The organism is Mucilaginibacter koreensis, from assembly GCF_054783355.1.
Genome location: NZ_BAAGQS010000001.1, coordinates 1,534,827 through 1,557,635, shown reverse-complemented (window position 1 = coordinate 1,557,635; position 22,809 = coordinate 1,534,827). Strand labels below are relative to the sequence as shown.

The following is a 22,809-nucleotide window of genomic DNA, read 5'->3' as shown; positions in this document are numbered from 1 at the left end:
TGCTATTCGCATTGTTAGAGTTTGAGCTTTAATGAATGTCAGTTTACTTTTTGCTTGATCAAAAAGTAACAAAAAATCAAGGCAGAAACAATCCTTCGTCCGCACGAGGCCACCGCATGGCCCGGGCGGTTTCTGCCAGTCCACCGCGCCTGGGTGGAAAGGCATTTGTTTAGACACGCTATTTTAATGCACGTCATTGCGAGGAACGAAGCAATCTCTCTGCTTAATGCTTTTACTTGACGTATAGAGATTGCTTCGTTCCTCGCAATGACGCAGGGGCGACCTATTGCTGACTTCTTCTTTCTTTATTCTTGGCTCTTTGCTCTTAATTCTCTTCCTCTGTCAGCCTCTCAGCTTTGGGCGAAAGGCGGGCAGCACATGGTGGCCCTGCGCGTAAGGGAGAGGCCTTTTAGTATTTGCACTACCAACGGGCAAAGCACCATCTGTTCATACGCAAACACTAAACAGCCTGTGGTGCTGCCAGCCTTTGCAGCGGTGGCCCCGTGCGGCAAAAAGCCTAAGCAGGCTCGACCTGATTTTTTGGTTCTTTTGTATCAAGACAAAAGAACATCAACATTCAATAAGCACAAACTCAACAAAGCACACTCAAAAAACATCACTCCGCATAATCGTATTCCTTCTCTTTCTTACTCTTTTTATGCTTCCGGTACAACCAGGGCGGGGTGGGGCGTGGCGCGCTCCACAAGCCCAGGTGCTGATTTTGCGCTTCCTGCTGCATTTCGGCTAACACCGCGCTTTTAGAGTAGGCGGTATATTGCCAGGCATAGCCGTTCTTTACCAGTTCGTAATTTACATTGGTACCGTCTTCCAGTTCAACGGTGGCTACCGTGCGGCCATAGCGGTCTTTTTCACCGTTGCTGATTTTTACCATTTTACCGAAGCAAAGATCAGAAGTGAACTGCTTGGCCTTTTGCCCGAAGGCCTGTGTTTTCTCGGGGCAATCAATCTCGGCCAGCCGCACCGTGATGGGCTGGTTGCCACTGCTTAAAATTTCAATGGTGTCTCCGTCCTTCACTTTAATCACCCGGTATAAATTTTTGTCGGTGTTTCGGTTACAGGAAAAGATTACGCCCAGTAATAACAGGCAAAGAAGGATAAGCTTTTTGGTCATTGGTATGCAGAGGTGAGATATAGTAATTTATAATTAATCGCTTGCTGGCAGATAATGTTTGCTATACAAGGCAAACATTTTACACATTGCAAGTTAAGGAATTAAATTAATTATAAATTTGACACGCAGGCTTCCTGTAAGGGCCGCAAAACCAAATTTTAACCTGTACTTATGTTAATTAAAAACATCCTGTCAGCAGCTGCACTGATGGTAATAACGGCTTCCGGCTTGAAAGCGCAAATGCCCGATTTAGAACGGGTGGAGCCTATGAACTGGTGGACCGGCATGAGCAACCCCAGCCTGCAGTTACTGGTGCATGGTAATCACATAGGCGAGCGGCAGGCACAACTCAGCTACCCGGGTGTAAAGCTAAAGGTAGCGCATAAAGTTGAAAATGACAATTACCTCTTTTTAGATTTGCAGATTGCGGCAACAGCTAAACCCGGCAGCTTTACTATAAAATTTACCAAGCTTGGCGAAAAGGATGTTATCTATACGTATGTGCTCAAAGCGCGCAATCATGCAACCAACCGGGAGCAGGGGGTAACCAATAAAGATTTAATTTACCTGTTGATGCCCGACCGTTTCGCCAACGGCGACCCCGGCAATGATGTGGTGCAAAACATGCGTGAAACCGGCCTGCACCGCGACTCGATGTTTAGCCGGCACGGGGGTGACATCTTAGGTTTGGTGAACCATTTGGATTACCTGAAAGATTTGGGCGTAACCGCCATCTGGATGACACCCGAAATTGAGAACGATGAACCACACGCATCCTACCATGGTTATGCCGTAACCGATTATTATAAAATTGACCCTCGTTACGGCAGCAATGAGCTGTACAAGCAATACGTGGAGCGTTGCCATGCCATGGGCCTAAAAGTGATAAAAGATTTGGTACATAATCACATTGGTACCGAAAGCTACCTGATACAGGATATGCCCATGAAAAGCTGGGTACACCAGTGGCCTCAATATACCAACTCCAATTTCAGGGATATGGCGGTGATGGACCCTTACGCTGCACCGTCAGACCGGAAAAAAATGCTGGACGGATGGTTTGATCACCGCATGGCTGATTTAAATGAGAATAACCCCTATGTGCAAAATTACCTTACCCAAAACCACATTTGGTGGGTAGAGTATGCAGGTATCGATGGTTTCCGTTTAGACACGTACCCTTACAATGATGCAGCTTACATGGCCGATTGGGCACAGAAAGTAAAGGCCGAGTTTCCAAAACTTTCCATTTATGGCGAAACGCTGGTATGGTCGGCTGCTAACCAAGCCTTTTTTACCGGTGGCAATACGGTGAACCGGGGTTTTGATACCCACCTGCCCGGTGTGACCGACGGTGTAATTAAAGATGCAATTTTTGAAGCCCTGAACGGGAAACCGGGCTGGACAGATGGTGTGAACCGCCTCTATGCCGTGTTGGCGCAGGATTTCCTGTATAAAGATGCTACCCAGAATGTTATCTTTCTGGATAACCATGATATGAGCCGTTTCCTGTCGGTAGTGGGCGAAGATTTTGAAAAATATAAATCTGGTTTTGCCCTGTTGCTTACACTGCGCGGCATACCGCAGATGTATTACGGCGACGAGATACTGATGAAAAATTATTCCAACCCCGATGGCTTGGTACGCGAAGATTTTCCGGGCGGCTGGGCTGGCGACAAGAATAACAAATTCACGGCTGCGGGTCGTAATAAAAAAGAGAACGAAGCTTTTGACTATGTGCGCAAACTGGCCAATTACCGCAAAAACACACCGGCCCTGCAAACCGGTAAACTAATGCAGTACATACCCGAAAATAACGTATATGTATACTTCAGGTACGATAAGCAAAAAACGGTAATGGTGGTTTACAACAGCAATGAAAAGGAAACTACTGTGGGCACTGAACGTTATAAAGAGCGAATAGCTAATATGAAAAAGGCCACAAACGTCATCAGCGGAGAAACAGTAGACCTGTCTTCACTAACGCTTAAGGGCAAATCCACTTTAGTGCTCGAACTACAACCTTAATATATTTAAAATTAAATAAAAAGTGCCAGGTAATATAAGGCGCTTAACGCATCCATGAGTAACATACAAGCCTGCATATTTGACCTGGATGGTGTTATTGTAAACACCGCCGTATATCACTACCAAGCCTGGAAGCGCCTGGCCAATGAACTGGGCTTCGATTTTACGGAGCACGACAACGAGAAGCTGAAAGGCGTAAGCCGCGTGCGTTCACTCGAACTTATTTTAGAATGGGGGGGCGTTGTTAAAACAGAAGCCGAGCGCGAAGAACTGGCTACCCGCAAAAACAACTGGTATGTAGAGATGATTAGCCACATGAAACCCAATGAGGTGCTGCCCGGTGCTAAAGAGTTTTTAGAAGCTTGCCGTGCCGCCGGTTTAAAAACCGCCCTGGGTTCGGCCAGTAAAAATTCCATGATGATACTGGAGAATGTGCAATTGGTAAGTTATTTTGATGCCATTATTGACGGTAACAAAGTAAGCGCCGCCAAACCTGATCCTGAAGTGTTTTTGAAAGGCGCCGAAGCCGTAGGTGTAGCACCTGAGAAGTGTGTAGTGTTTGAAGATGCTATTGCCGGCGTTCAGGCTGCCAAAAACGGCGGTATGAAAGCCGTAGGCGTAGGTGATCCAGCCGTGCTCACCGAAGCTGATTTGGTAATTGGCGGGTTAAATGAAATGACGATTGAAAGATTAGACTCCCTGGTCCCCTGAAGGGGGAATATAGTAAGGTGTGGATAAATTTTAATAAACAACGAGATTGATAAATGAGTGATACAACTATAACTCCTGCTCCCCCTTCAGGGGGCCGGGGGGCAAAAGACTATATAAAAATTGATGAGTGGAAGATTATTGAAGAAGGTTTCAACACTCATTATAACAAAATATCAGAAAGTATTTTCAGCCTCGGCAATGGCCGGATGGGGCAGCGGGCAAATTTTGAAGAAACGTACACCGGCGAAACCCTGCAAGGTAACTATGTGGCCGGGGTATATTATCCCGACAAAACCCGTGTAGGCTGGTGGAAAAATGGCTATCCCGAGTTTTTTGCTAAGGTACTGAACGCCGCCAACTGGATAGGTATCCATATCATTATTGATAATGAATTACTGGATTTAAACACTTGTGAAGTCAACCAGTTCAGGCGCGAACTGAACATGAAGGAAGGTTACCTAAAGCGTACTTTTACGGCCACTACCCACCAGGGCAAGCAGGTGCAGGTAGAAAGCATCCGCTTTTGCAGTATGGTAGATGATGAGGCGGGTGCCATCCGCTACACCTTAACTCCAATAAACTTTATTGGAAGCATCGGGATAGAGCCATTTGTAGATGGCGATGTGAAAAACAAGGATGCCAACTACGACGAAAAGTTTTGGGATGAGGTAAAAAAAGGCAGCTTCGAAAGTGGCGGCTTTGTGCAGCTGCGTACTAAGAAGACAGGCTTCGAAGTTGCCACCGGGATGCTATACGCTGTAACGCAAAATGACAAGCCGGCAAATATTAATGTTGAAGCTGTTGAGAAAGAAAAATATGTAGGCGCTCAGTTCAATGTAAAAGCACACCAGGGCCAGGCGCTTACCATCTACAAATACGCTGCAAATTTATCTTCGCAAAATCATGATGCAGCTGAATTGGAAGCGAAATTGAAAGATGTGTTGCAGCGCATCAGTCAGAAAGGATTCGATGCCATGCTTGCCGAACAGGCTGCGGCCTGGGCTGAGAAATGGAAGCACAACGATATTATCATTGAAGGTGATGCCTCGGCGCAGCAGGGCATCCGGTTTAATATATTCCAGCTCAATCAAACTTATACCGGCGAGGATGACCGCCTGAACATCGGCCCTAAAGGTTTTACCGGCGAAAAGTATGGCGGCTCTACTTATTGGGATACTGAGGCTTATTGTGTGCCATTTTACCTGGCAACTGCGCCACAAAAAGTTACCCGTAACCTGCTTTTGTACCGCTATAAGCAATTAGGCAAAGCCATTGAAAACGCCGCCTTATTAGGTTTTAAAGATGGTGCCGCATTGTACCCCATGGTGACCATGGATGGCGCCGAATGCCATAACGAGTGGGAGATCACATTTGAGGAAATTCACCGTAACGGCGCTATTGCCTATGCCATATTTAATTACGTACGCTATACCGGCGATGAGCAGTATCTAACCGATTACGGGCTGGAGGTACTGATAGCTGTTTCACGTTTCTGGTCGCAAAGAGTGAATTGGTCTGAAGCACGGCAGCAGTATGTGATGCTGGGTGTTACCGGGCCAAACGAGTACGAAAATAACATCAACAACAACTGGTATACCAATACACTGGCAGTTTGGTGTATGCAATACGCTGCTGAAATAATTGAAAAAGTAAAAGCAGCTGATGCACCAAAATATCAGGCACTTATCAGCCGAATTAATTTCAAAGAAGAAGCCGAGGTGGCTAAATGGAAAGACATCATTGAAAAGATGTACTATCCGTATGATGAGCGGCAGCAAGTATTTTTACAGCAAGACGGCTACCTGGACAAGGAGCAGATATTAGTAAAAGATTTGCCGGCTACCGAGCGCCCTATTAACCAAAAATGGAGCTGGGACCGCATTCTGCGTTCCTGCTTTATTAAACAGGCCGACGTGCTGCAGGGCATCTACTTCTTCGAGGACCGGTACGATACAGACACCATCCGCCGCAACTTTGATTTTTACGAGCCGCGCACCGTGCATGAGTCATCGCTGTCGCCTTGCGTACATGCCATTTTAGCGGCTAAGCTTGGCGACGAGGCACGGGCTTACGAGTTTTACCTGCGCACCTCGCGCCTGGATCTGGATGATTATAACAACGATACCGAAGACGGCTGCCATACCACCTCTATGGCCGGCACCTGGATGTCGGTAGTAGAAGGTTTTGGCGGTATGCGGGTGCGTGATGGGAAACTTTCCTTCCAGCCGTTTTTGCCGGGAAAATGGCAGTCTTTTTCGTTCCACATTGGCTTCCGCGAAGCGTTACTGAATGTGAAAGTAAGCAAAGAGGGCGTGCATATTACTAATCGCTCAGGTATTGAAGTGGCTGTGTTGGTTTACGGCAAAGAGCATCTGGTAAAAGCCAATGGCGAAGTTTTAATACATGTATAGTATGATAAAGCACAAGCTTTTCGCAATACTAATCGCTCTCACATTCATCCATCCGGGCTATGCCCAAAAACATACGGTTAATAAAAAAATGGAATCTTCTACTCCTCAGCATAAACTCATCATCTATCAGCTGTTGCCGCGCCTGTTTGGCAACACCAAAACCGTGAATAAATATTACGGTTCTGTTGAAGAAAATGGTGTAGGTAAATTTAACGATATTAACGATAAAGCACTGCAGCAAATTAAAGCCATGGGCTTTTCTCATGTATGGTATACGGGTGTCATTGAGCACGCTACCATGACGGATTACAGCAAATTTGGCATTGCGCCCGATGACCCGGATGTGGTGAAAGGCCGTGCCGGCTCTCCTTATGCCATTAAAGATTATTATGATGTTGACCCTGATCTGGCGGTTGATGTGCCGAACCGTATGGTCGAGTATGAAGCCTTAATTAAGCGCACACATGCCAATGGCTTAAAAGTACTGATGGATTTTGTGCCCAACCATGTGGCCCGTCATTACTTTTCAGATGCCAAACCTGCAGGAGTGCGGGATATTGGGCAAGACGATGACAATACTAAAGCCTTTGACCCCAAAAACGATTTTTATTATACCCCCGGGCAGCCTTTTGTGGTACCGAACGGCTATAACCCCGGCGGCGATGATTTTCATAGTCCGTTAAAAAACGGAACGTTTAATGAAAATCCGGCCAAAGCCACCGGTAACGATGTATTCAGTGCAACGCCTTCTATGAATGATTGGTTTGAAACCGTAAAATTGAATTATGGGGTGGATTATCTGAATCATCGTACCCCGCATTTTGAGCCGGTGCCGCCGCTGTGGTTTAAAATGCACGCCATATTGCATTTTTGGGCACAAAAGGGGGTAGATGGTTTCCGCTGCGACATGGTAGAGATGGTGCCCACCGAGTTCTGGCATTGGGTGACTGCCCGGTTAAAAACTGAGTTTCCGAACCTGATTTTTATCGGCGAGGCGTATGATGCCGGTAAATACCATGATTATATCAACAATGGCGGCTTCGATTATTTGTACGATAAAGTGGGTTTGTATGATGCCATACGCCGCCTCACCCGCAACGAGCCGCAGGCCAATACCTGGGATATCAACCGCGTGTGGAACCACGATGCCAAAGATATAGATGAGCATATGCTGCGCTTTATGGAGAATCATGATGAGCAGCGCATTGGCAGTCCGGATTTTGCCGGCGACCCGATGCTGGCCATTCCGGGCATGGTAGTAACCGCTACCCTGAACCGTGGCCCGGTAATGATTTATTTCGGGCAGGAGGTAGGCGAGCCAGGAGCAGGTAACGAAGGCTTTAGCGGCAGCGATGGCCGTACTACTATTTTTGACTACTGGGGTGTGCCTGAGCACCAAAAATGGGTGAACCAGGGCGCTTATGATGGTGGAGGCTTATCCGACCAGCAACAACAGCTACGCAGCTTTTATAGTAACTTACTTAACACCGTAAAAAATAGCGATGCGTTAAGAAATGGTAAGTTTTACGAATTGATGATGGCCAATGAGCATAGCAGCGGCTTTAATACCCGCCTGTACCTGTATTTGCGTTACACCGAACAGGAGCGTATATTAGTGCTCACTAATTTTAACCGTACCGAACAAAATTTACAGGTAAAACTGCCGGAAGACTTACTGCAGCAGTTAAAGCTAAGCGGTGCCCAGAGTTTTAAAGATTTGCTGAGCGGCAAAATAATCAACACCGATAACATATCAGGCAGTGTAAATGTGACTTTGCCGGCAATGAGTGGAATGCTTCTGAAATTTTGAACGGCGAAAAGTTCCATCTTGTCATTGCGAGCGATAGCGTGGCAACCGCACGGAGGCATCTGCGCCTCTGTATAGCAAGCGGTTGCCACGCTGCCGCTCGCAATGACAAACTATATATTTTAAGATATTTATCCCATCAACATCAATCCAACCCATGGCAACACTTACAGCAGCCCCGAAACCCAGGCTGAGTTTCTGGCAAATCTGGAACATGAGCTTCGGCTTTTTGGGTATACAGTTTGGGTTGGCGCTGCAAAACGGTAATGCCAGCCGCATCCTGCAAACTTTCGGGGCCGATGTAGAGCACCTGTCGTGGTTTTGGTTGGCGGCGCCTATCACTGGTATTATTGTACAGCCCATCATCGGCCATTACAGCGATCGTACTTGGAACCGCCTGGGCCGGCGCAAGCCTTACTTTTTAACCGGTGCTATACTATCGGCAATTGCTTTATTTTTTATGCCTAACTCGGCTATGCTGGCTGCGTTTATACCACCATTAGTGGTAGGTGCCGGTATGCTGATGATTATGGATGCCTCCATTAATGTGGCGATGGAACCGTTCAGGGCATTAGTAGGAGATAACCTGCCCGATAGTCAGCGCAGTGCAGGTTTTTCGGTACAAACGTTTTTGATTGGCATAGGTGCAGTGGTTGGTTCGGTATTACCTAAGCTATTGTATGATTATTTGGAGGTGCCCAACACAGCGCCTCCATCGCATGTGCCGCCTAATGTGCTTTATTCATTTTATATAGGCGCGGTTGTCCTGTTACTTACTATTTTGTGGACGGTGATGAAAACCCGAGAATATTCACCAGAAGAATACGCCCGTTTTCATGCACCTGAGCCAGAAAAGGCTACCAAGACGGGTGGCCTGAATGAAATTTTCAACGATTTAGCGCAAATGCCACGTACCATGCGCCAGTTGGGTTTGGTGCAGTTCTTTTCGTGGTTTGCGTTGTTTTCTATGTGGGTGTTTACCTCACCGGCCGTAGCTGACCATATCTACCATGTGCCGCTGAATGACCATTCTTCAAAATTATTTAACCAAGCCGGCGACCATGTGAGTTTTCTGTTTGGCGTATACAATGGTGTTGCCGCCCTTTATGCTATGGTATTGCCAGCCTTGGCACGCGCTACCAGCCGCAAAATAGCTCACGCTTTGTCGCTCGTGGCAGGCGGAATAGGATACGTATCTATGTTCTTTATTCAAAGCCCCGATTTACTGTGGTTGCCTATGGTGGGTATCGGCCTGGCTTGGGGCAGCATTCTGGCTATGCCTTATGCTATACTCTCCGGCTCTATCCCTGCGCAAAAAATGGGTGTTTATATGGGCATATTTAACTTCTTTATCACCATACCCCAAATTGTAAATGGGGTAATAGGTGGCCCAATTGTGAAATATTTTTACCACAACCACACCATTTATGCTTTGGTATTGGCAGGTGTTTTTATGTTCTGCGCAGCGGTTTCTGTATTGTATGTGCAAGACAACCACGATGTTCGTATAAAAAATCCATCATAGTTGAAGTTTTTTTCCTCCGAATGGCGTAATTATTGGGGTGTTTATAAAACTAAACCTTAATTTTTTTCATCAAAGCAAGATTTTTTATCTTGCAGCGCCCTAATTGATTGTTTGAATGGAAGAAGATATACTAAAATCTGATTTAAACCCCGAACGGATTACCAGCAAGATACTGGCAGATAAAGAAGCTGCCGAAAAAATTGAAGATGCGCAAACTATAGCCACTGTACAGGAAGAAGAGGAAGAAGTTTTTCATCACGTAAATAACCCTGTAGCCGCATTAAAGCCGATTGTAAAAAAATATCTGGGCATACCCAATCATACTGAGCAATCGGGCAACCGATTCTTTGTAACTGATGGCGATGCCCGTGTAGAAATCGTAGTGGTAAGCGATGAAATTATCCGGGTACGTTTAGCCCCGCATGGTGTATTCCTCGAAGAGTTTTCTTATGCCGTACCCGAATTGAAATCGAAACCCCAGGTGGTTGATTTATTCGAGGATGAAAAAGAATACCGCATTTCCACCACTACGGTAAATTGCCATATCAGTAAGGAGAATTTTTATATTTCCTTTTCTGATAAACAAAACCATGTAACCAGTGCCGATGCAGCACCGATGCACTGGGAAGAGAATGTGCAGTTTGGTGGTTATTATGTATTCGGTACCAAAGTTTGCCACAACGATGAGGCTTTTTATGGCTTAGGCGATAAACCTACAGATCTCAACCTGCGCGGCAAGCGTTTAAAAAACTGGAATACCGACGCATATTCATTCGGCTGGGGTCAGGATCCCATTTATCGCAGTATTCCATTTTATATCAGTCTGAATGATGGCATTGCCCATGGTATTTTCTTCGATAATACCTTTAAAAGCCATTTTGATTTTGGTGCCGAAGACCGCAGCAAAACCAGCTTTTGGGCCGATGGCGGCGAACTACAGTATTATTACATCCATGGTCCGCACATGATGGATGTGGTGAAGCGCTATGCTTCATTAACAGGCACACACCCTATGCCACCGCTCTGGGCGCTGGGTTATCATCAGTGCCGCTGGAGTTATTATCCCGAATCAAAAGTGAAAACGGTAGCTAAGGGCTTCCGCGAAAATAAAATACCATGTGACGGTATCTACTTGGATATTGATTACATGGATGGCTACCGCTGCTTTACCTGGAACCGTAAGTATTTCCCTGATCCGAAAAAGATGATCAAGGAACTCACAGCGCAAGGCTTTAAAACGGTGGTGATTATTGACCCGGGTATACGGGTAGATGATAATTACTGGGTATTTAAAGAAGGCAAAGAAAAACGCTATTTCTGCCGCCGCAGCGATGATTACTTTATGGAAGGCCACGTATGGCCTGGTCGCTGCCAGTTCCCCGATTTTACCAACCCTGAGGTACGTACCTGGTGGGGCGGTTTATTTGATGAGTTGGTGCAAATGGGCGTAGCCGGCGTGTGGAATGATATGAATGAGCCGGCCGTTTTCGGCGCCGGTACTTTCCCTGATGATGTGCGCCACCAGTACGATGGTTTCCGTGGCTCGCACCGCAAGGCGCATAACGTTTATGGTATGCAGATGGTACGCGCTACTTACGAGGGCTTGCGCAAAATTATGAAAAACAAGCGGCCGTTTACCATTACCCGCGCGGGTTACTCAGGTTTACAGCGTTACTCATCAGTTTGGACGGGTGATAATGTGGCCTCGTGGGAGCACCTGCGTTTGGGTAACCTGCAATGCCAGCGTTTATCTATGTCGGGCATATCCTTTTGTGGTACCGATATCGGCGGCTTTAGCGGCGAGCCGGATGGTGAACTGTTTACCCGCTGGATACAGATGGGCACTTTCTCACCCTTCATGCGTGCGCACTCCGCCGGTGATACCAAGGAGCGCGAACCCTGGAGTTTCGGGGAACCGTATACAGCCATCAATCGTAAGTTTATTGAATTGCGTTACCGGTTAATTCCATACCTGTACTCTGTATTCTGGGAGCATCACCGTTATGGTTTCCCTATTTTGCGCCCGGTAGTAATGCAGGAACAGGATAACCGCACCAACCAGGCCCGCCAGGATGAATTTACCTACGGTGATAAAATTTTGGTTTGCCCGGTGATGGAGCCCGGCCAAACCAGCAGACGTGTATACTTGCCCGCAGGCAGCTGGTATAATTTCTGGACCAATGAACTGGTAGAAGGCGGTAGAGAAATAGTGGTTTTAACGCCGCTCGAAACTATTCCGCTTTTCATCAAGGCAGGATCGGTGATACCTGAATATCCAGTAATGCAATACACCGGTGAAAAAGAGATTGAGGAAGTAAAGCTGAATATTTACTATTCTGAATATGAGGTAAACTCTTTCTTATTCGAAGATTACGGTGAAACTTTTGCTTACGAGCAGGACATTTACCTGGAAAAGAAATTTGTAGTCAATGGTAAAGAGAGCAGCTTAACCGTGCAGCAAACTTCAGAAGGTTTGTACACGCCGCGTTATGATAATTACCATTTTAATGTATTGGGTTTGCCGTTTAAACCTTCGAAAATTATCATCAATGGCAGCGAGGTGGTACATTTTACTATTGATAACGCCGGGGTGGTTGACTTTAAATACACCAAAAATTTCAAACAGATAGAGATTTTGAAATAGATTAATAGCACGAATAATATTGGCGGGGCAAGCATAAACTTGCCCCGTTTTATTTGATGCCAGCCGCAGCAGGACTTAGTGCATTTCACATATTTTATAAAGTTCCTGTACTAATCATTACCTTGCAGGAAGTAAAACAACGGGACATGGCCTATGTTAACACATCATCTGTAGCAAATGCAGTCCCCATTGTAAAAGCCTGAAAGTCTTCTACCTCAATTATGGCAAAAAAAACGAAAGAACCACTTGCTGAGCAACCTGCAGCAGATGAAAATGTAAAACCAGTACCTGCAAAGCGTAAAAAGAAAGCAGCGGAAGAGCTGTCGGCCGACACGCCCTTTTCGGAAAGTGAGCCGGTAAAAACAGTAAAGCCGAAAGCAACTAAGGCAAAAGCCAAAGCCGGGGCGGCTGCGCCCGCCGAAACTTTCCCGCAGGATGAACCTGTGAAAACGCCGAAGCCACGCAAAACTAAAACCGCTTTAAATACGCCGCAAGCAGCTGAGATTACCACAACCAAACCGCAGCGTACCGCTAAAGCCCCAAAACCGCTGCCAGCAGTGGATCCTGAAAGTACTGATGCAGGCACACAGGTAAACGAAAGTTCTGCTGCTGCCGAACTGCTGCATTTATCGCAGGCACGTCACGGTCTTAATGCAGTAGAAGCTTACAGCCGTTTTACTGATTTTGATATTTATCTGTTTAAAGCAGGCAAGCATTATAATTTATACGAAAAATTCGGTTCACATGTGGTTCAGCACGAAGGCGTTACCGGTACTTACTTTGCCGTATGGGCACCCAACGCACAATACGTATCAGTAATCGGTAACTTTAATGGCTGGAACGAGGGTTCAAATGCCTTATTTGGCCGTTGGGATGAATCAGGCATTTGGGAAGGTTTTATCCCTGATGTAGGCAACGGCGAAGTATATAAATATTTTATTCACTCCAACACCGGCGAGAAATTACAGAAAGCAGACCCTTTTGCCCTGCGCTGGGAAGAGCCGCCGCGTACGGCCTCTATTATAGGCGATACTTATTACGAGTGGCAGGACCGCGAGTGGATGATTAGCCGCTATGAGTACAATGCGCTGGACAAGCCCTTTTCGGTTTACGAAATGCACTTGGGTTCTTGGGCACGTAATGTAGAAAGCCCGAACGACTTTTATACTTATGACGAGGTGGCCGACCGACTGGTGCCTTATATTAAAGAGATGGGCTTTACGCACGTAGAGTTTATGCCTTTAATGGAGCACCCATATTACCCAAGCTGGGGTTACCAGATTACGGGTTACTTTGCGGCCTCATCGCGTTATGGTACCCCACAGCAATTGATGTACTTGGTAGAGCGCCTGCACCAGGCCGGTATTGGGGTAATTATGGACTGGGTACCATCACACTTCCCGGGAGATGCGCACGGCCTGTACCAGTTTGACGGTACGCACCTGTATGAACATGCTTCGCCGCAAAAAGGCTTTCACCCGGATTGGAAATCTTATATCTTCAATTACGGGCGTAATGAGGTAAAGGCATTCTTAATCAGTAACGCCTTATTCTGGCTCAACCGTTACCATGTGGATGCCCTTCGGGTAGATGCTGTAGCATCTATGCTGTACCTTGATTACTCACGTAATGCAGGGGAGTGGGAGCCGAACATACACGGTGGTAATGAGAACCTCGAAGCTATTGAGTTCCTGAAGGAATTTAATATGGCGGTATATAATGCCTATCCCGATGTGCAAACCATTGCCGAAGAGTCTACCTCGTTCAACGGCGTAAGCCGGCCGGTATATACCGGCGGTCTGGGCTTTGGCATGAAGTGGATGATGGGCTGGATGCATGATAGTATCAACTATTTCAAGCTCGATCCTATCTTTCGCAAACATCACCATAGCGAGCTGACCTTTAGCTTATTATATGCCTTTACCGAAAACTTCATGCTGCCCTTTTCGCACGATGAAGTGGTATATGGCAAACAATCTATGCTGAATAAGATGCCGGGCGATGAGTGGCAGAAATTTGCCAACCTGCGCCTGTTATACAGCTATATGTTTACCCACCCTGGCACCAAGTTACTGTTTATGGGTGCCGAGTTCGGGCAGGGCCACGAGTGGGATTTCAGCAAATCGTTAGACTGGTGGATGCTGGAGCATGAGTGCCACCAGGGAATTAAAGAAAGTGTAAAAGCCCTAAACCGTTTGTACCGTACTGAGCCTGCTTTATATGAAAAGCAATTTGACGCCAGCGGTTTCGAATGGATAGATGGCGGCAACGTGAATGATTCTGTTGTAGTATTTGCCCGCAAAGGGAATAACGATGCGGATGACCTGATTGTGGTACTGAACATGACACCCAATGTGCATTACCATTACCGCGTAGGCGCGCCAAGTGAAGGCCGGTGGGCAGAGATTTACAATTCGGACAGTAAGTTATACTGGGGGAGTGGTGTAGATAACTCAATGCCATTACAAACTGAAGCCGAGCGCTGGCATGGCCGCGCCGATTCGTTGCAAATTACCGTGCCGCCTTTGGGTGCTGTGGTGTTTAAAAAGGATATATCAGAATAAGCAGATGCCGGCCAAAAGCCGGCATTTTTGTTGTTGATAAGTTTGCAGATTTGGTGGTATGACTGGCAATAGTATAGAGCAATTATTCCCATATCAATCAATTTTGCGGTTGATGTGTTTAAATGAATATGGCCTCTAAATTCTTCTACCTGTATCTTGCCGGCGGCTTGATTGCATTTTTGCTGGCGGCGTATCGATTGTACACCGAGTATCCTTCATTGCACACCATTTCGGTTGTGTACTTTTTGCCTTCTTTGTTATTGTTTTACTTAGCTTACAAGACCTATCACGAGAAGAAAGACCAGGAAATGATGTAAGGTGTTCACGTTCACGTGTTGTGAACACTTGTGAACGCTTTTTATGACGTTTAAGTAAGTGGAATTTAACTGAAGAAAACTTAAAATACTTGTAATAAGCTATTGATCATAATTTTATGAGTAAATATGCAGTTTTCCTTATAATTAAAACTGATGGGCGTGAACGCTCGTGAACACCCGTGAACGTTCATGAACACTCGTATTTACAAGCTCAATATTTGCTGGATTTAGATTATTTATTTGGATTAAGTATAAATAATTTGAACATTTGTGTTCTTCAACAAATGTCAGCTACAATCGTAAAATCATCAACCTGGACGGATGTGTTCAGCACTGGTAAGGGCACTGTATACCAGTGTGACCGCAAAGGTTGTTGGTATGTAGATTTTGCGGGTAAATTGGCTAAGTTTAACTACAACAATTTGCAGAAGCTCAAAAAATCCATTTACCAGATTGATATTGAAGAGCGTTTGCTGAGCAGTGCCAAATCGCCCGATTTGGAGATTATATTCATTTGTGCCTGCGATGATTGCTACGTATTATCCTTGCTGCAAATTATTGCGTTTAAAGAATTGCTGCAAGGCACTTTCGCTATGCTGGAATTGAATAAGCTGATTCACGACAGTTTGTACCGTTGTATTGCTTAAGTGCGATTTAGACTCATTTCATATTGCACTTAAATTATTCCAGCTGCTGTTTATAGCACTATTATTGTAATACACCTTCTGTATCAACCCCGTACTTAGTATAATTACAAGTGTTATGAAAGATTTAGTCCGCATTAAAAGCCTGCTTTCCAGCGATATTGAAACGCTTTTAAACCAGCAAATTCAAAAAGAAGCCAAGTCTTCATCTATATATCTGGCCATGGCCTCCTGGTGTAATGCCAACGGCTTTGACTACTCTTCTGAATACTTTTTTAAACAGGCCGAAGAAGAGCGTTACCACCAGTTAAAACTGTTTAAATATGTTCTGGATATGGGCGGCACCGCCATATCACCTGAGGTAACCAACATTCGCATTGAATACAACGCGTTCCGCGAGGTATTTGAAGAAGCATTGGAGCAGGAGGTAGCCATTACCCAGTCGTTCAAAAATATTTACAGCAGCTGCCTGCGCGAGCAGGATTTCGTGACCATGGAATTTCTCAACTGGTTCCTGAAAGAGCAGCGCGAAGAAGAATACAAAGCCCGCCGCGCTCTGGAACTGTTCGAAGTAATTGGCGAAGAAGGCACCGGCCGCTGGGAAATTGACAAGCACGTGAACAAAATTAAGTACGACAGCGAAGCGGCTGAATAAGCTTACCGTTTTGATAGTTTGGTCAGTTATGCTGGCTATAAAAAAAAGACCGCTGTAATCTTGCAGCGGTCTTTTTTATGGCCTTTTATTGCTTTCCTTGTGCTCGTCTATAACGAGCGCAAGGAGAAGTGTAATAAGCTTAATAGTGATTTATAGTTTTAAATCTGATTGTTATCTTTACCCAACTCCAACTTAAACCATAATGCGAAAACTATACTTTTCTTTAGTTGCCATTGCTCTACTATTAACCAGTTGCAAAAAGGACCATACCGCCAAAAACTTGTCAGGTTCTTATCAGGGTACCGTTCGCATGGTCTACTTAAGCGCTACATCACCGGCTGATGTGAGAGGGAATATGACACTGGTACTGTCGTCGGGATCGGGATTTACGTCAACCATTACTATAGACAATGTTACGTCCAAAAGAGCCGGAACTTACACGGTTAAAGATGACGCTCTTTCTTTTGTAGATACTGTTAAGCAAAGCGATATGAACTGGAAGTACAACCTATCAGGCGATTATAGCTATGGAGTTTCCAAAGATAGTTTAGTTTTGATGCGGCAAGGCGCTTCGTCCATTTACCAATATGACTTGATACGGAAATAATTTTTTTTGACTATGATCGGTGTTATCACCGCACCACTCTGCACAGTTTGACCTGCCTGCGGGTGGTACGGTGATAACACCGACCACAGGCAGCAAAAAATTATATTTTGTGTAATATGATCCCCTTACTAATCATAGACAGCAGCAACGCTGTCAGCCTAAGCCCCGTCGAAGGGTAGGTGCAGAGACTTACATAGCAGCGGCCTATGCACCCATGCTTCGAGCGCCTCAGCATGACGTGGGAGTGGAACGTTAACAGCTTAGGGATGCATGCGCACAGTGGAAGTAATTTATCACCTGTGGTTGGTGTTATCAGCCTACCATTCTGTAGTATGATCTGCTTGCGGGGTGCGGTGATAACACTGACCACAGGCAGGCAGAAAAGCAATCAAAGCAGTTATATCTCCAACTCTTCAAGTAGGATGTTAAATAAGTAGTTAGTTTTTAATTCTGCTGTTGTTGTAATTTGATGAATATACCTTTGCTCACCGTTTTTCCTGAACGTTTTATTAAAATATATTTCAAGGTATTTTAATAAAAATTCAACAAACTCATTTGATGGAATAACCGCATTAGTTTCAAACCTTAAATATTCTTTGAAGGATAAAAATGTTACTGTATTCGTTTTACAATCCAAGTATATGTCCGCCTTCTCTACGCAGTAACCAATCTTTACCAGTTCTTCGTCAGTTTGAAAGTCGTTACTGAAGATAATTGAGCAAAAGTATAAATTACATATATTGGTGTTTGATATCAGGTTGAATAGAGGATCTTCGCTTTCTTTAATACATATGATTTGCAAATCATAATCATGTATCAATTCATTTACAACTTCTGTTGATATGGTTGGATCTATATCGATTAATTCAGAAACATCAGGTTTTATACGATTAAATTCTTCTACAAACTTTATAAAATCCATATCATACGAAATTCATTGTTATTACACAACGTGAATAGTTTAACCTTTTGATCAGGAAAGTCTCACAAAACAAACAAAGCCGACTAAAAGCCGGCTTTGCAATATTCAAAATTACAAAAGCAATTATAATTTACCTAATTCTTGTACTAAGTCGATCAGTTTGTTAGAGTAACCCCACTCGTTATCGTACCAGGCTACCACTTTCACAAAGTTTTCGTTCAGGGCGATACCGGCTTTGGCATCGAAGATGGAAGTGCGTGCATCACCTTTAAAGTCGTCTGATACTACTTCATCTTCAGTATAACCTAAAATGCCTTTCAGTTCGCCTTCAGAGGCTTCTTTCATGGCATTTTTGATGTCCTCGTAAGAAGCGCTGTTTTTCAGCTTCACGGTTAAATCCACTACTGATACGTCTGGCACTGGTACGCGGAACGACATACCGGTTAATTTGCCTTTCAGCTCAGGGATTACCAATGATACCGCTTTAGCTGCACCGGTTGATGAAGGGATGATGTTCTGGTAAGCACCACGGCCGCCTCTCCAGTCTTTAGCCGATGGGCCGTCAACTGTTTTTTGAGTAGCAGTAACCGCGTGTACAGTGCTCATCAGGCCTTCTTCAATACCGAATTTATCATTCAGTACTTTAGCCACAGGCGCTAAACAGTTGGTAGTACAAGATGCGTTTGATACAATGGTATCTTCGGCTTTCAGTTCTTTATGGTTTACACCCATTACAAAGGTACGGGTATCATCTTTTGCTGGGGCGCTCATTACTACGCGTTTGGCACCGGCATCGATGTGTTTCTGGGCAGTTTCTTTGGTTAAGAATAAGCCGGTTGACTCAATTACAACTTCGGCACCTACTTCATTCCATTTCAGGTTGGCAGGGTCTTTTTCTGCAGTTACGCGGATGGTTTGGCCGTTTACCACCAGGTTGCCGTTTTCAACAGCAATGGTACCGTCAAACTTACCGTGAGTTGAGTCGTATTTTAACATGTAAGCCATGTAATCTGGTTCAACCAAATCGTTGATCCCTACAACTTCAACACCTTCGCGCTGAATGGCAGCCCTGAAAGCAAGGCGGCCGATACGGCCGAATCCGTTAATTCCTATTTTCATGATTTTGTTTTAATTAATTCTTGTTTGAATAGTAACTTAATAAACTGTGTATTGGTTCTCGTAAAATGTATTTAATTTCAAGGTTCAGCTCGCCCGCAGCCTCCTCCAGATATTCCTTAAAATCATCGGCCACCGAGCCGGTAAAATGAATAGGGGCATTGGGGTACTGCTTTTTCAGGGGCAGGGTATAGGTGCTTAACAATTGATGAAAACCCTGCTTTATGGTTTCTTTAATATACGGGTGCTCCTTATGCTCGGCAAAAAAGCTGTTGAACGAGCTGAGGTACAAAGCCGGCTGCTTTTGGCGGTACACCTTCTCCAAAAGGATGCGCCGGTCTACATCATACTTCTTCACAAACTTTTTGTGGATGTCGGCCGGTAAGGTTTCATTCATATACGCCTTAATCAGCTGGCGGCCCAGCCAGTTGCCCGAACCTTCATCGGCCAGAATATAACCCAGGCCGTAATTATTAGGCTTAATTTTTTTGCCGTTATACCAGGCGGCATTTGAACCGCTGCCGCAAATGCATACAATACCTTCATCATCTTTGCAGCAGGCTATGGCAGCGCCCTGTATATCGTGCTCAATGCTCACCTTAGCGTATTTAAAGAACGAAGACATCGCATTGCTGATGACCGCTTTTAATTGCGGGTTTGAAGCGCCGGCGCCAAAAAAGTAAATGCGTTTTATTTCTTCGGCATGGTGTATCAGGCTAATGTTTTTGTTTAATAGCTGCAGTATGCTTTTCTCATCATTAAAATAAGGATTAATCCCGTTGGTTTTAAACGAGGCTATGGTTTTTCCCTTATCTGCCAACCGCCAGTTGGCATGCTGAGAACCGCTATAAATGACTGCAATCATATAAATATATTGCCTTTGGTAGCATGTGGCGGCGCTAATATAGCAACTTTTAAAAGTTTACCGTTTAAGATAAATGTTTTAGCCGCCCGCATTGGTTATTTAAATCAAAGATAATACATTTGCTAAACAGGTGTTAGTGTTTTTAGATATAAAGTGTAAAAATTACACTATGGTTATATCAATTTCACAGGGTAACAACTGCTTTGCATTAATTGAATTAACCACTTAAAAACATACAGGTTTGGAACAATATCTACCCCAATTTGAATCGGCCTTATCAATAGATTGCGTGATTTTCGGCTTTGAGGCCGGCGAGCTAAAGGTATTATTGATCGAACGTAACGCTGAACCTTTTAAAGACTGGCTGGCCCTGCCCGGTTACCTGGTGAAGCAGGATGAAGGAGTAGATGAGGCCGCCGAGCGTATATTGTATGAGCTTACCGGCCTGCGCGATTTGCACATGGAGCAGTTTCACACCTTTGGCGATGTAAACCGCCACCCGCAGGGGCGTGTAATTACGGTGGCTTACTATGCGCTCATCCGCATTAACGGGCAAAAGGAGCTGCGGCCGGTTTCTGATTATGCCAAAAAGGCCTTCTGGCACCCGGTAAATGATTTACCCAAGCTGGGGTTTGATCACAGCTCCATCTTTTCTACCGGCTTTAATAAGCTCCGCCGTCGCCTCAGCTATCAACCCATTGCCTTTGAATTACTGCCGGAGAAATTTACGCTTACGCAGCTGCAGCAGTTATATGAAGCCATCCTGAACAAAAAGCTGGACAAGCGCAATTTCCGTAAAAAGATGCTGAGTTATGGCTTTTTAAAGGAGCTGGACGAGAAGCAAAAAAACGTATCGTACCGCGCCGCCAAACTCTATAAATTCGATCGCCGAAAATACGCCAAGATCTTTCAAAACGAATTGAATCTGGATAGTTAGCCCCCCGGCCCCCTAAAGAGGGAGTAGAAGTTTTGATAAAAGAGAAAGGACAAAAGATGAAGGAATTATATCCTCAATCTTTTGTCCTTTCTCTTTTATCTTGTATCCAAATTCAATTCCCCCTTTAGGGGGTTAGGGGGCATCTCTACAGCTGGCTTGGCGCCATCTCCAGGTGGTATTTCACCAGGTTATCTATAGGCGAGCGGATAATGTTGCCCATCACCATGCCATGCTCAGTTACTACTTCTTCCAGCACGTTGCGGAAGTTGTAACCTACCGAACCTATACAATTGAAAGTGTAGTCTTGGTAGTTAGGGTAATGTGTAACCAGGTTGCGGAAAAAGTCTTCGAACGAAGTTTTTACCAGGTTGCGGCTATACTCAATGTTTACATTGTTATCATACACAAACTTACTGAAGCTGGCACAAAAACGGTTAGCCAGTGGCTTTACGTATACCGCTTCGTTTACATCATCAGGCGTAAGCTGGAAGGTTTCCCAAAAAATCTTCCGTACGTTCTCCGGCATATAGCCGCGGATGTAATCTGTTAACAGCTTTTTGCCAATGTAGCAGCCGCTGCCTTCGTCGCCCAAAATGTAAGCACCAGAATCAATGTTGTGGGCAATGTTTTTACCATCATAAATACAGGTGTTGGTACCTGTACCCAAAATAGCCGCAAAGCCTTTACCGGTGCCCAGCAACGCACGCGCTGCGGCCAGCAAATCGTGCCCTACATATACTTTCGATTTCGGGAATACAATTTGCATGGCATCTACCACTTGCTGTACCTTATCGGCAGTGGAGCAGCCTGCACCATAGTAATTTACTTCTGTAATGTTTTCCTTAGGTAAATCAGACGGCAGATTTTCGTTTAATGAATTAACAATATACTCAGTACTTACGAAGTAGGGGTTGTAGCCTTCGGTATTGAAATATACCTTCTTACCTTCTTCGTTGACCAGGCACCAATTGGTTTTGGTAGACCCGCCGTCGGCAATTATGATCATATAATTAGATTTAAAAATTGGTTAAATGTATGATTTACTATGTGTAAAAAAAAGAAATGCCCTTTATATCAGCAAAAAAAAGAAATAAGTAATGTAAGGGAAAATATATTTAATTTAAATTAACAGATTGTGAATAAATTAGTTGCCATAATTAACTTAAGTTAATAAATATAGTTTGTAATAATACTGTAACTATAAGTAAAACCTGATATAGCAGGTGTTTAACGTACACATTTACCGGTTTACAGGATGTTAGTAATACGGTAAGTCTTTTTATTGAACTCAAATGCATCTCCCGCAAGGCGCTTTTGCAGTTGCAGCCCTATGGGCGAGGCTGCAGAAATGGTATGGTAAGTAATATGGTCAATCACGCAGCTGCCGGCACCAACAGCAATATAAAAATTGCCTTCGGTGGTGAAAACCAAACTTCCGGGTGCGGCTTTTGGTAAAGGTTGTGCATCGGGTTTAATTTGGTTTAAAGCCGCTTTGATTTTCATCGCTTCGGCCAGTTGAGCAGTATTACGGTTGGTTTCCTGTTGCATCATTTCGCGGGTGGTTTCATATTTATCACCGGCGCTGCTTTTGGTATCATCGGCGCTGGCCTGCTGAGCCGCAGTTATGGCCTGTTGTATACCGGAAATACGTGTAGTGATATATTCGGTGCAAAACTGGTATAACTGTGCTTTTAAAGCGAAAGTAAAATCAGACATGAACAAGTATTAAAAATATCATCAACAAAGTTCCACTCATTGTTTCTTTATTAACTAATGAGCGTGTAAGTATCGGTAAAAACGTTCGCAAAAATTTAATTCAATTACCCCACTGCAGTTACATATATAACAATTTTCTGTTTGCTTTTAAACATAATAAGAATATGTTTGATATATGATATAATCTTGCTTAACTAATAAGCAATTT

Annotated in this window: 18 protein-coding genes; 12 read left to right on the top strand and 6 right to left on the bottom strand. The window is 44.6% G+C overall.

The features are described from left to right. Positions 1-616 precede the first annotated feature (616 nt). Positions 617-1,132, bottom strand: coding sequence for a thermonuclease family protein (locus ACYVNW_RS07075; RefSeq protein WP_460679146.1), 516 nt, complete (start codon positions 1,130-1,132; stop codon positions 617-619). Positions 1,133-1,303: 171 nt separating this feature from the next. Between ACYVNW_RS07075 and ACYVNW_RS07070 the strand changes: the two genes are divergently transcribed. The 11 genes from ACYVNW_RS07070 to ACYVNW_RS07020 all read left to right on the top strand — a co-directional run bounded on the left by ACYVNW_RS07070 (position 1,304) and on the right by ACYVNW_RS07020 (position 17,045). Beyond that, positions 1,304-3,160 carry a glycoside hydrolase family 13 protein gene (locus ACYVNW_RS07070; protein ID WP_460679145.1) on the top strand — a complete coding sequence of 619 codons (1,857 nt, stop codon included), beginning with the start codon at positions 1,304-1,306 and terminating at the stop codon, positions 3,158-3,160. Between the two features lie 54 nt (positions 3,161-3,214). Continuing rightward, positions 3,215-3,871 (top strand): beta-phosphoglucomutase, encoded by a 657-nt coding sequence (gene pgmB, locus ACYVNW_RS07065; protein WP_460679144.1) that lies wholly within the window; start codon positions 3,215-3,217, stop codon positions 3,869-3,871. Between the two features lie 53 nt (positions 3,872-3,924). Beyond that, entirely contained in the window at positions 3,925-6,282 is a 2,358-nt protein-coding gene (locus tag ACYVNW_RS07060; RefSeq protein WP_460679143.1) for a glycoside hydrolase family 65 protein, read from the top strand. Positions 6,283-6,370: 88 nt separating this feature from the next. Further along, positions 6,371-8,092 (top strand): alpha-amylase family glycosyl hydrolase, encoded by a 1,722-nt coding sequence (locus ACYVNW_RS07055; protein WP_460679142.1) that lies wholly within the window; start codon positions 6,371-6,373, stop codon positions 8,090-8,092. Positions 8,093-8,246: 154 nt separating this feature from the next. Next, positions 8,247-9,614: an MFS transporter gene (locus ACYVNW_RS07050; protein WP_460679141.1), complete on the top strand. Its 1,368-nt coding sequence runs from the start codon at positions 8,247-8,249 to the stop codon at positions 9,612-9,614. Between the two features lie 115 nt (positions 9,615-9,729). Beyond that, entirely contained in the window at positions 9,730-12,258 is a 2,529-nt protein-coding gene (locus ACYVNW_RS07045) for a glycoside hydrolase family 31 protein (protein WP_460679140.1), read from the top strand. 221 nt (positions 12,259-12,479) lie between these two features. Further along, positions 12,480-14,822 carry a 1,4-alpha-glucan branching protein GlgB gene (glgB, locus tag ACYVNW_RS07040; RefSeq protein ID WP_460679139.1) on the top strand — a complete coding sequence of 781 codons (2,343 nt, stop codon included), beginning with the start codon at positions 12,480-12,482 and terminating at the stop codon, positions 14,820-14,822. 128 nt (positions 14,823-14,950) lie between these two features. Beyond that, entirely contained in the window at positions 14,951-15,139 is a 189-nt protein-coding gene (locus ACYVNW_RS07035) for a hypothetical protein (protein ID WP_460679138.1), read from the top strand. A gap of 284 nt (positions 15,140-15,423) precedes the next feature. Beyond that, positions 15,424-15,786, top strand: a complete 363-nt coding sequence (locus ACYVNW_RS07030) for a hypothetical protein (protein ID WP_460679137.1) — start codon at positions 15,424-15,426, stop codon at positions 15,784-15,786. 115 nt (positions 15,787-15,901) lie between these two features. After that, positions 15,902-16,438: a ferritin gene (locus ACYVNW_RS07025; protein WP_460679136.1), complete on the top strand. Its 537-nt coding sequence runs from the start codon at positions 15,902-15,904 to the stop codon at positions 16,436-16,438. A gap of 202 nt (positions 16,439-16,640) precedes the next feature. Then, positions 16,641-17,045: a hypothetical protein gene (locus ACYVNW_RS07020; protein ID WP_460679135.1), complete on the top strand. Its 405-nt coding sequence runs from the start codon at positions 16,641-16,643 to the stop codon at positions 17,043-17,045. Positions 17,046-17,442: 397 nt separating this feature from the next. Here the strand turns inward: ACYVNW_RS07020 and ACYVNW_RS07015 are convergent, their stop codons facing one another. From ACYVNW_RS07015 to ACYVNW_RS07005, 3 genes are all read right to left on the bottom strand, one after another. Then, the gene (locus ACYVNW_RS07015; RefSeq protein WP_460679134.1) at positions 17,443-17,967 is read right to left on the bottom strand and encodes a hypothetical protein; all 525 of its coding nucleotides are present in this window, start codon (positions 17,965-17,967) and stop codon (positions 17,443-17,445) included. 123 nt (positions 17,968-18,090) lie between these two features. Continuing rightward, complete coding sequence (gap, locus tag ACYVNW_RS07010; RefSeq protein ID WP_460679133.1) at positions 18,091-19,086, bottom strand: type I glyceraldehyde-3-phosphate dehydrogenase; 996 nt, start codon at positions 19,084-19,086, stop codon at positions 18,091-18,093. 13 nt (positions 19,087-19,099) lie between these two features. Further along, positions 19,100-19,948, bottom strand: a complete 849-nt coding sequence (locus tag ACYVNW_RS07005; RefSeq protein ID WP_460679132.1) for a BadF/BadG/BcrA/BcrD ATPase family protein — start codon at positions 19,946-19,948, stop codon at positions 19,100-19,102. Positions 19,949-20,189: 241 nt separating this feature from the next. On the opposite strand from ACYVNW_RS07005, the gene ACYVNW_RS07000 reads away from it, so the two are divergent. Further along, positions 20,190-20,885 carry an NUDIX hydrolase gene (locus ACYVNW_RS07000; RefSeq protein WP_460679131.1) on the top strand — a complete coding sequence of 232 codons (696 nt, stop codon included), beginning with the start codon at positions 20,190-20,192 and terminating at the stop codon, positions 20,883-20,885. A 145-nt stretch (positions 20,886-21,030) separates the two neighbouring features. Here ACYVNW_RS07000 and ACYVNW_RS06995 read toward each other — a convergent pair whose 3' ends face one another. Then, a complete protein-coding gene (locus ACYVNW_RS06995; protein ID WP_460679130.1) occupies positions 21,031-21,891 on the bottom strand; it encodes an N-acetylglucosamine kinase in 861 nt (286 codons plus the stop codon). A 242-nt stretch (positions 21,892-22,133) separates the two neighbouring features. After that, the gene (locus tag ACYVNW_RS06990; RefSeq protein WP_460679129.1) at positions 22,134-22,601 is read right to left on the bottom strand and encodes a 3-oxoacyl-ACP synthase; all 468 of its coding nucleotides are present in this window, start codon (positions 22,599-22,601) and stop codon (positions 22,134-22,136) included. Positions 22,602-22,809 lie beyond the last annotated feature (208 nt).

What these genes read in the sequence shown, in the direction of transcription:
- ACYVNW_RS07050 (WP_460679141.1), top strand. Translation starts at nt 8,247, where the DNA reads ATGGCAACACTTACAGCAGCCCCGAAACCCAGGCTGAGTTTCTGGCAA.
- ACYVNW_RS07020 (WP_460679135.1), top strand. Translation starts at nt 16,641, where the DNA reads ATGCGAAAACTATACTTTTCTTTAGTTGCCATTGCTCTACTATTAACC.
- ACYVNW_RS06990 (WP_460679129.1), bottom strand. Translation starts at nt 22,601, where the DNA reads ATGTCTGATTTTACTTTCGCTTTAAAAGCACAGTTATACCAGTTTTGC.
- pgmB (WP_460679144.1), top strand. Translation starts at nt 3,215, where the DNA reads ATGAGTAACATACAAGCCTGCATATTTGACCTGGATGGTGTTATTGTA.
- ACYVNW_RS07045 (WP_460679140.1), top strand. Translation starts at nt 9,730, where the DNA reads ATGGAAGAAGATATACTAAAATCTGATTTAAACCCCGAACGGATTACC.
- ACYVNW_RS07005 (WP_460679132.1), bottom strand. Translation starts at nt 19,948, where the DNA reads ATGATTGCAGTCATTTATAGCGGTTCTCAGCATGCCAACTGGCGGTTG.
- ACYVNW_RS07015 (WP_460679134.1), bottom strand. Translation starts at nt 17,967, where the DNA reads ATGGATTTTATAAAGTTTGTAGAAGAATTTAATCGTATAAAACCTGAT.
- ACYVNW_RS07030 (WP_460679137.1), top strand. Translation starts at nt 15,424, where the DNA reads ATGTCAGCTACAATCGTAAAATCATCAACCTGGACGGATGTGTTCAGC.
- ACYVNW_RS07075 (WP_460679146.1), bottom strand. Translation starts at nt 1,132, where the DNA reads ATGACCAAAAAGCTTATCCTTCTTTGCCTGTTATTACTGGGCGTAATC.
- ACYVNW_RS07025 (WP_460679136.1), top strand. Translation starts at nt 15,902, where the DNA reads ATGAAAGATTTAGTCCGCATTAAAAGCCTGCTTTCCAGCGATATTGAA.
- glgB (WP_460679139.1), top strand. Translation starts at nt 12,480, where the DNA reads ATGGCAAAAAAAACGAAAGAACCACTTGCTGAGCAACCTGCAGCAGAT.
- ACYVNW_RS07055 (WP_460679142.1), top strand. Translation starts at nt 6,371, where the DNA reads ATGGAATCTTCTACTCCTCAGCATAAACTCATCATCTATCAGCTGTTG.
- ACYVNW_RS07035 (WP_460679138.1), top strand. Translation starts at nt 14,951, where the DNA reads ATGGCCTCTAAATTCTTCTACCTGTATCTTGCCGGCGGCTTGATTGCA.
- ACYVNW_RS06995 (WP_460679130.1), bottom strand. Translation starts at nt 21,891, where the DNA reads ATGATCATAATTGCCGACGGCGGGTCTACCAAAACCAATTGGTGCCTG.
- ACYVNW_RS07070 (WP_460679145.1), top strand. Translation starts at nt 1,304, where the DNA reads ATGTTAATTAAAAACATCCTGTCAGCAGCTGCACTGATGGTAATAACG.
- gap (WP_460679133.1), bottom strand. Translation starts at nt 19,086, where the DNA reads ATGAAAATAGGAATTAACGGATTCGGCCGTATCGGCCGCCTTGCTTTC.
- ACYVNW_RS07060 (WP_460679143.1), top strand. Translation starts at nt 3,925, where the DNA reads ATGAGTGATACAACTATAACTCCTGCTCCCCCTTCAGGGGGCCGGGGG.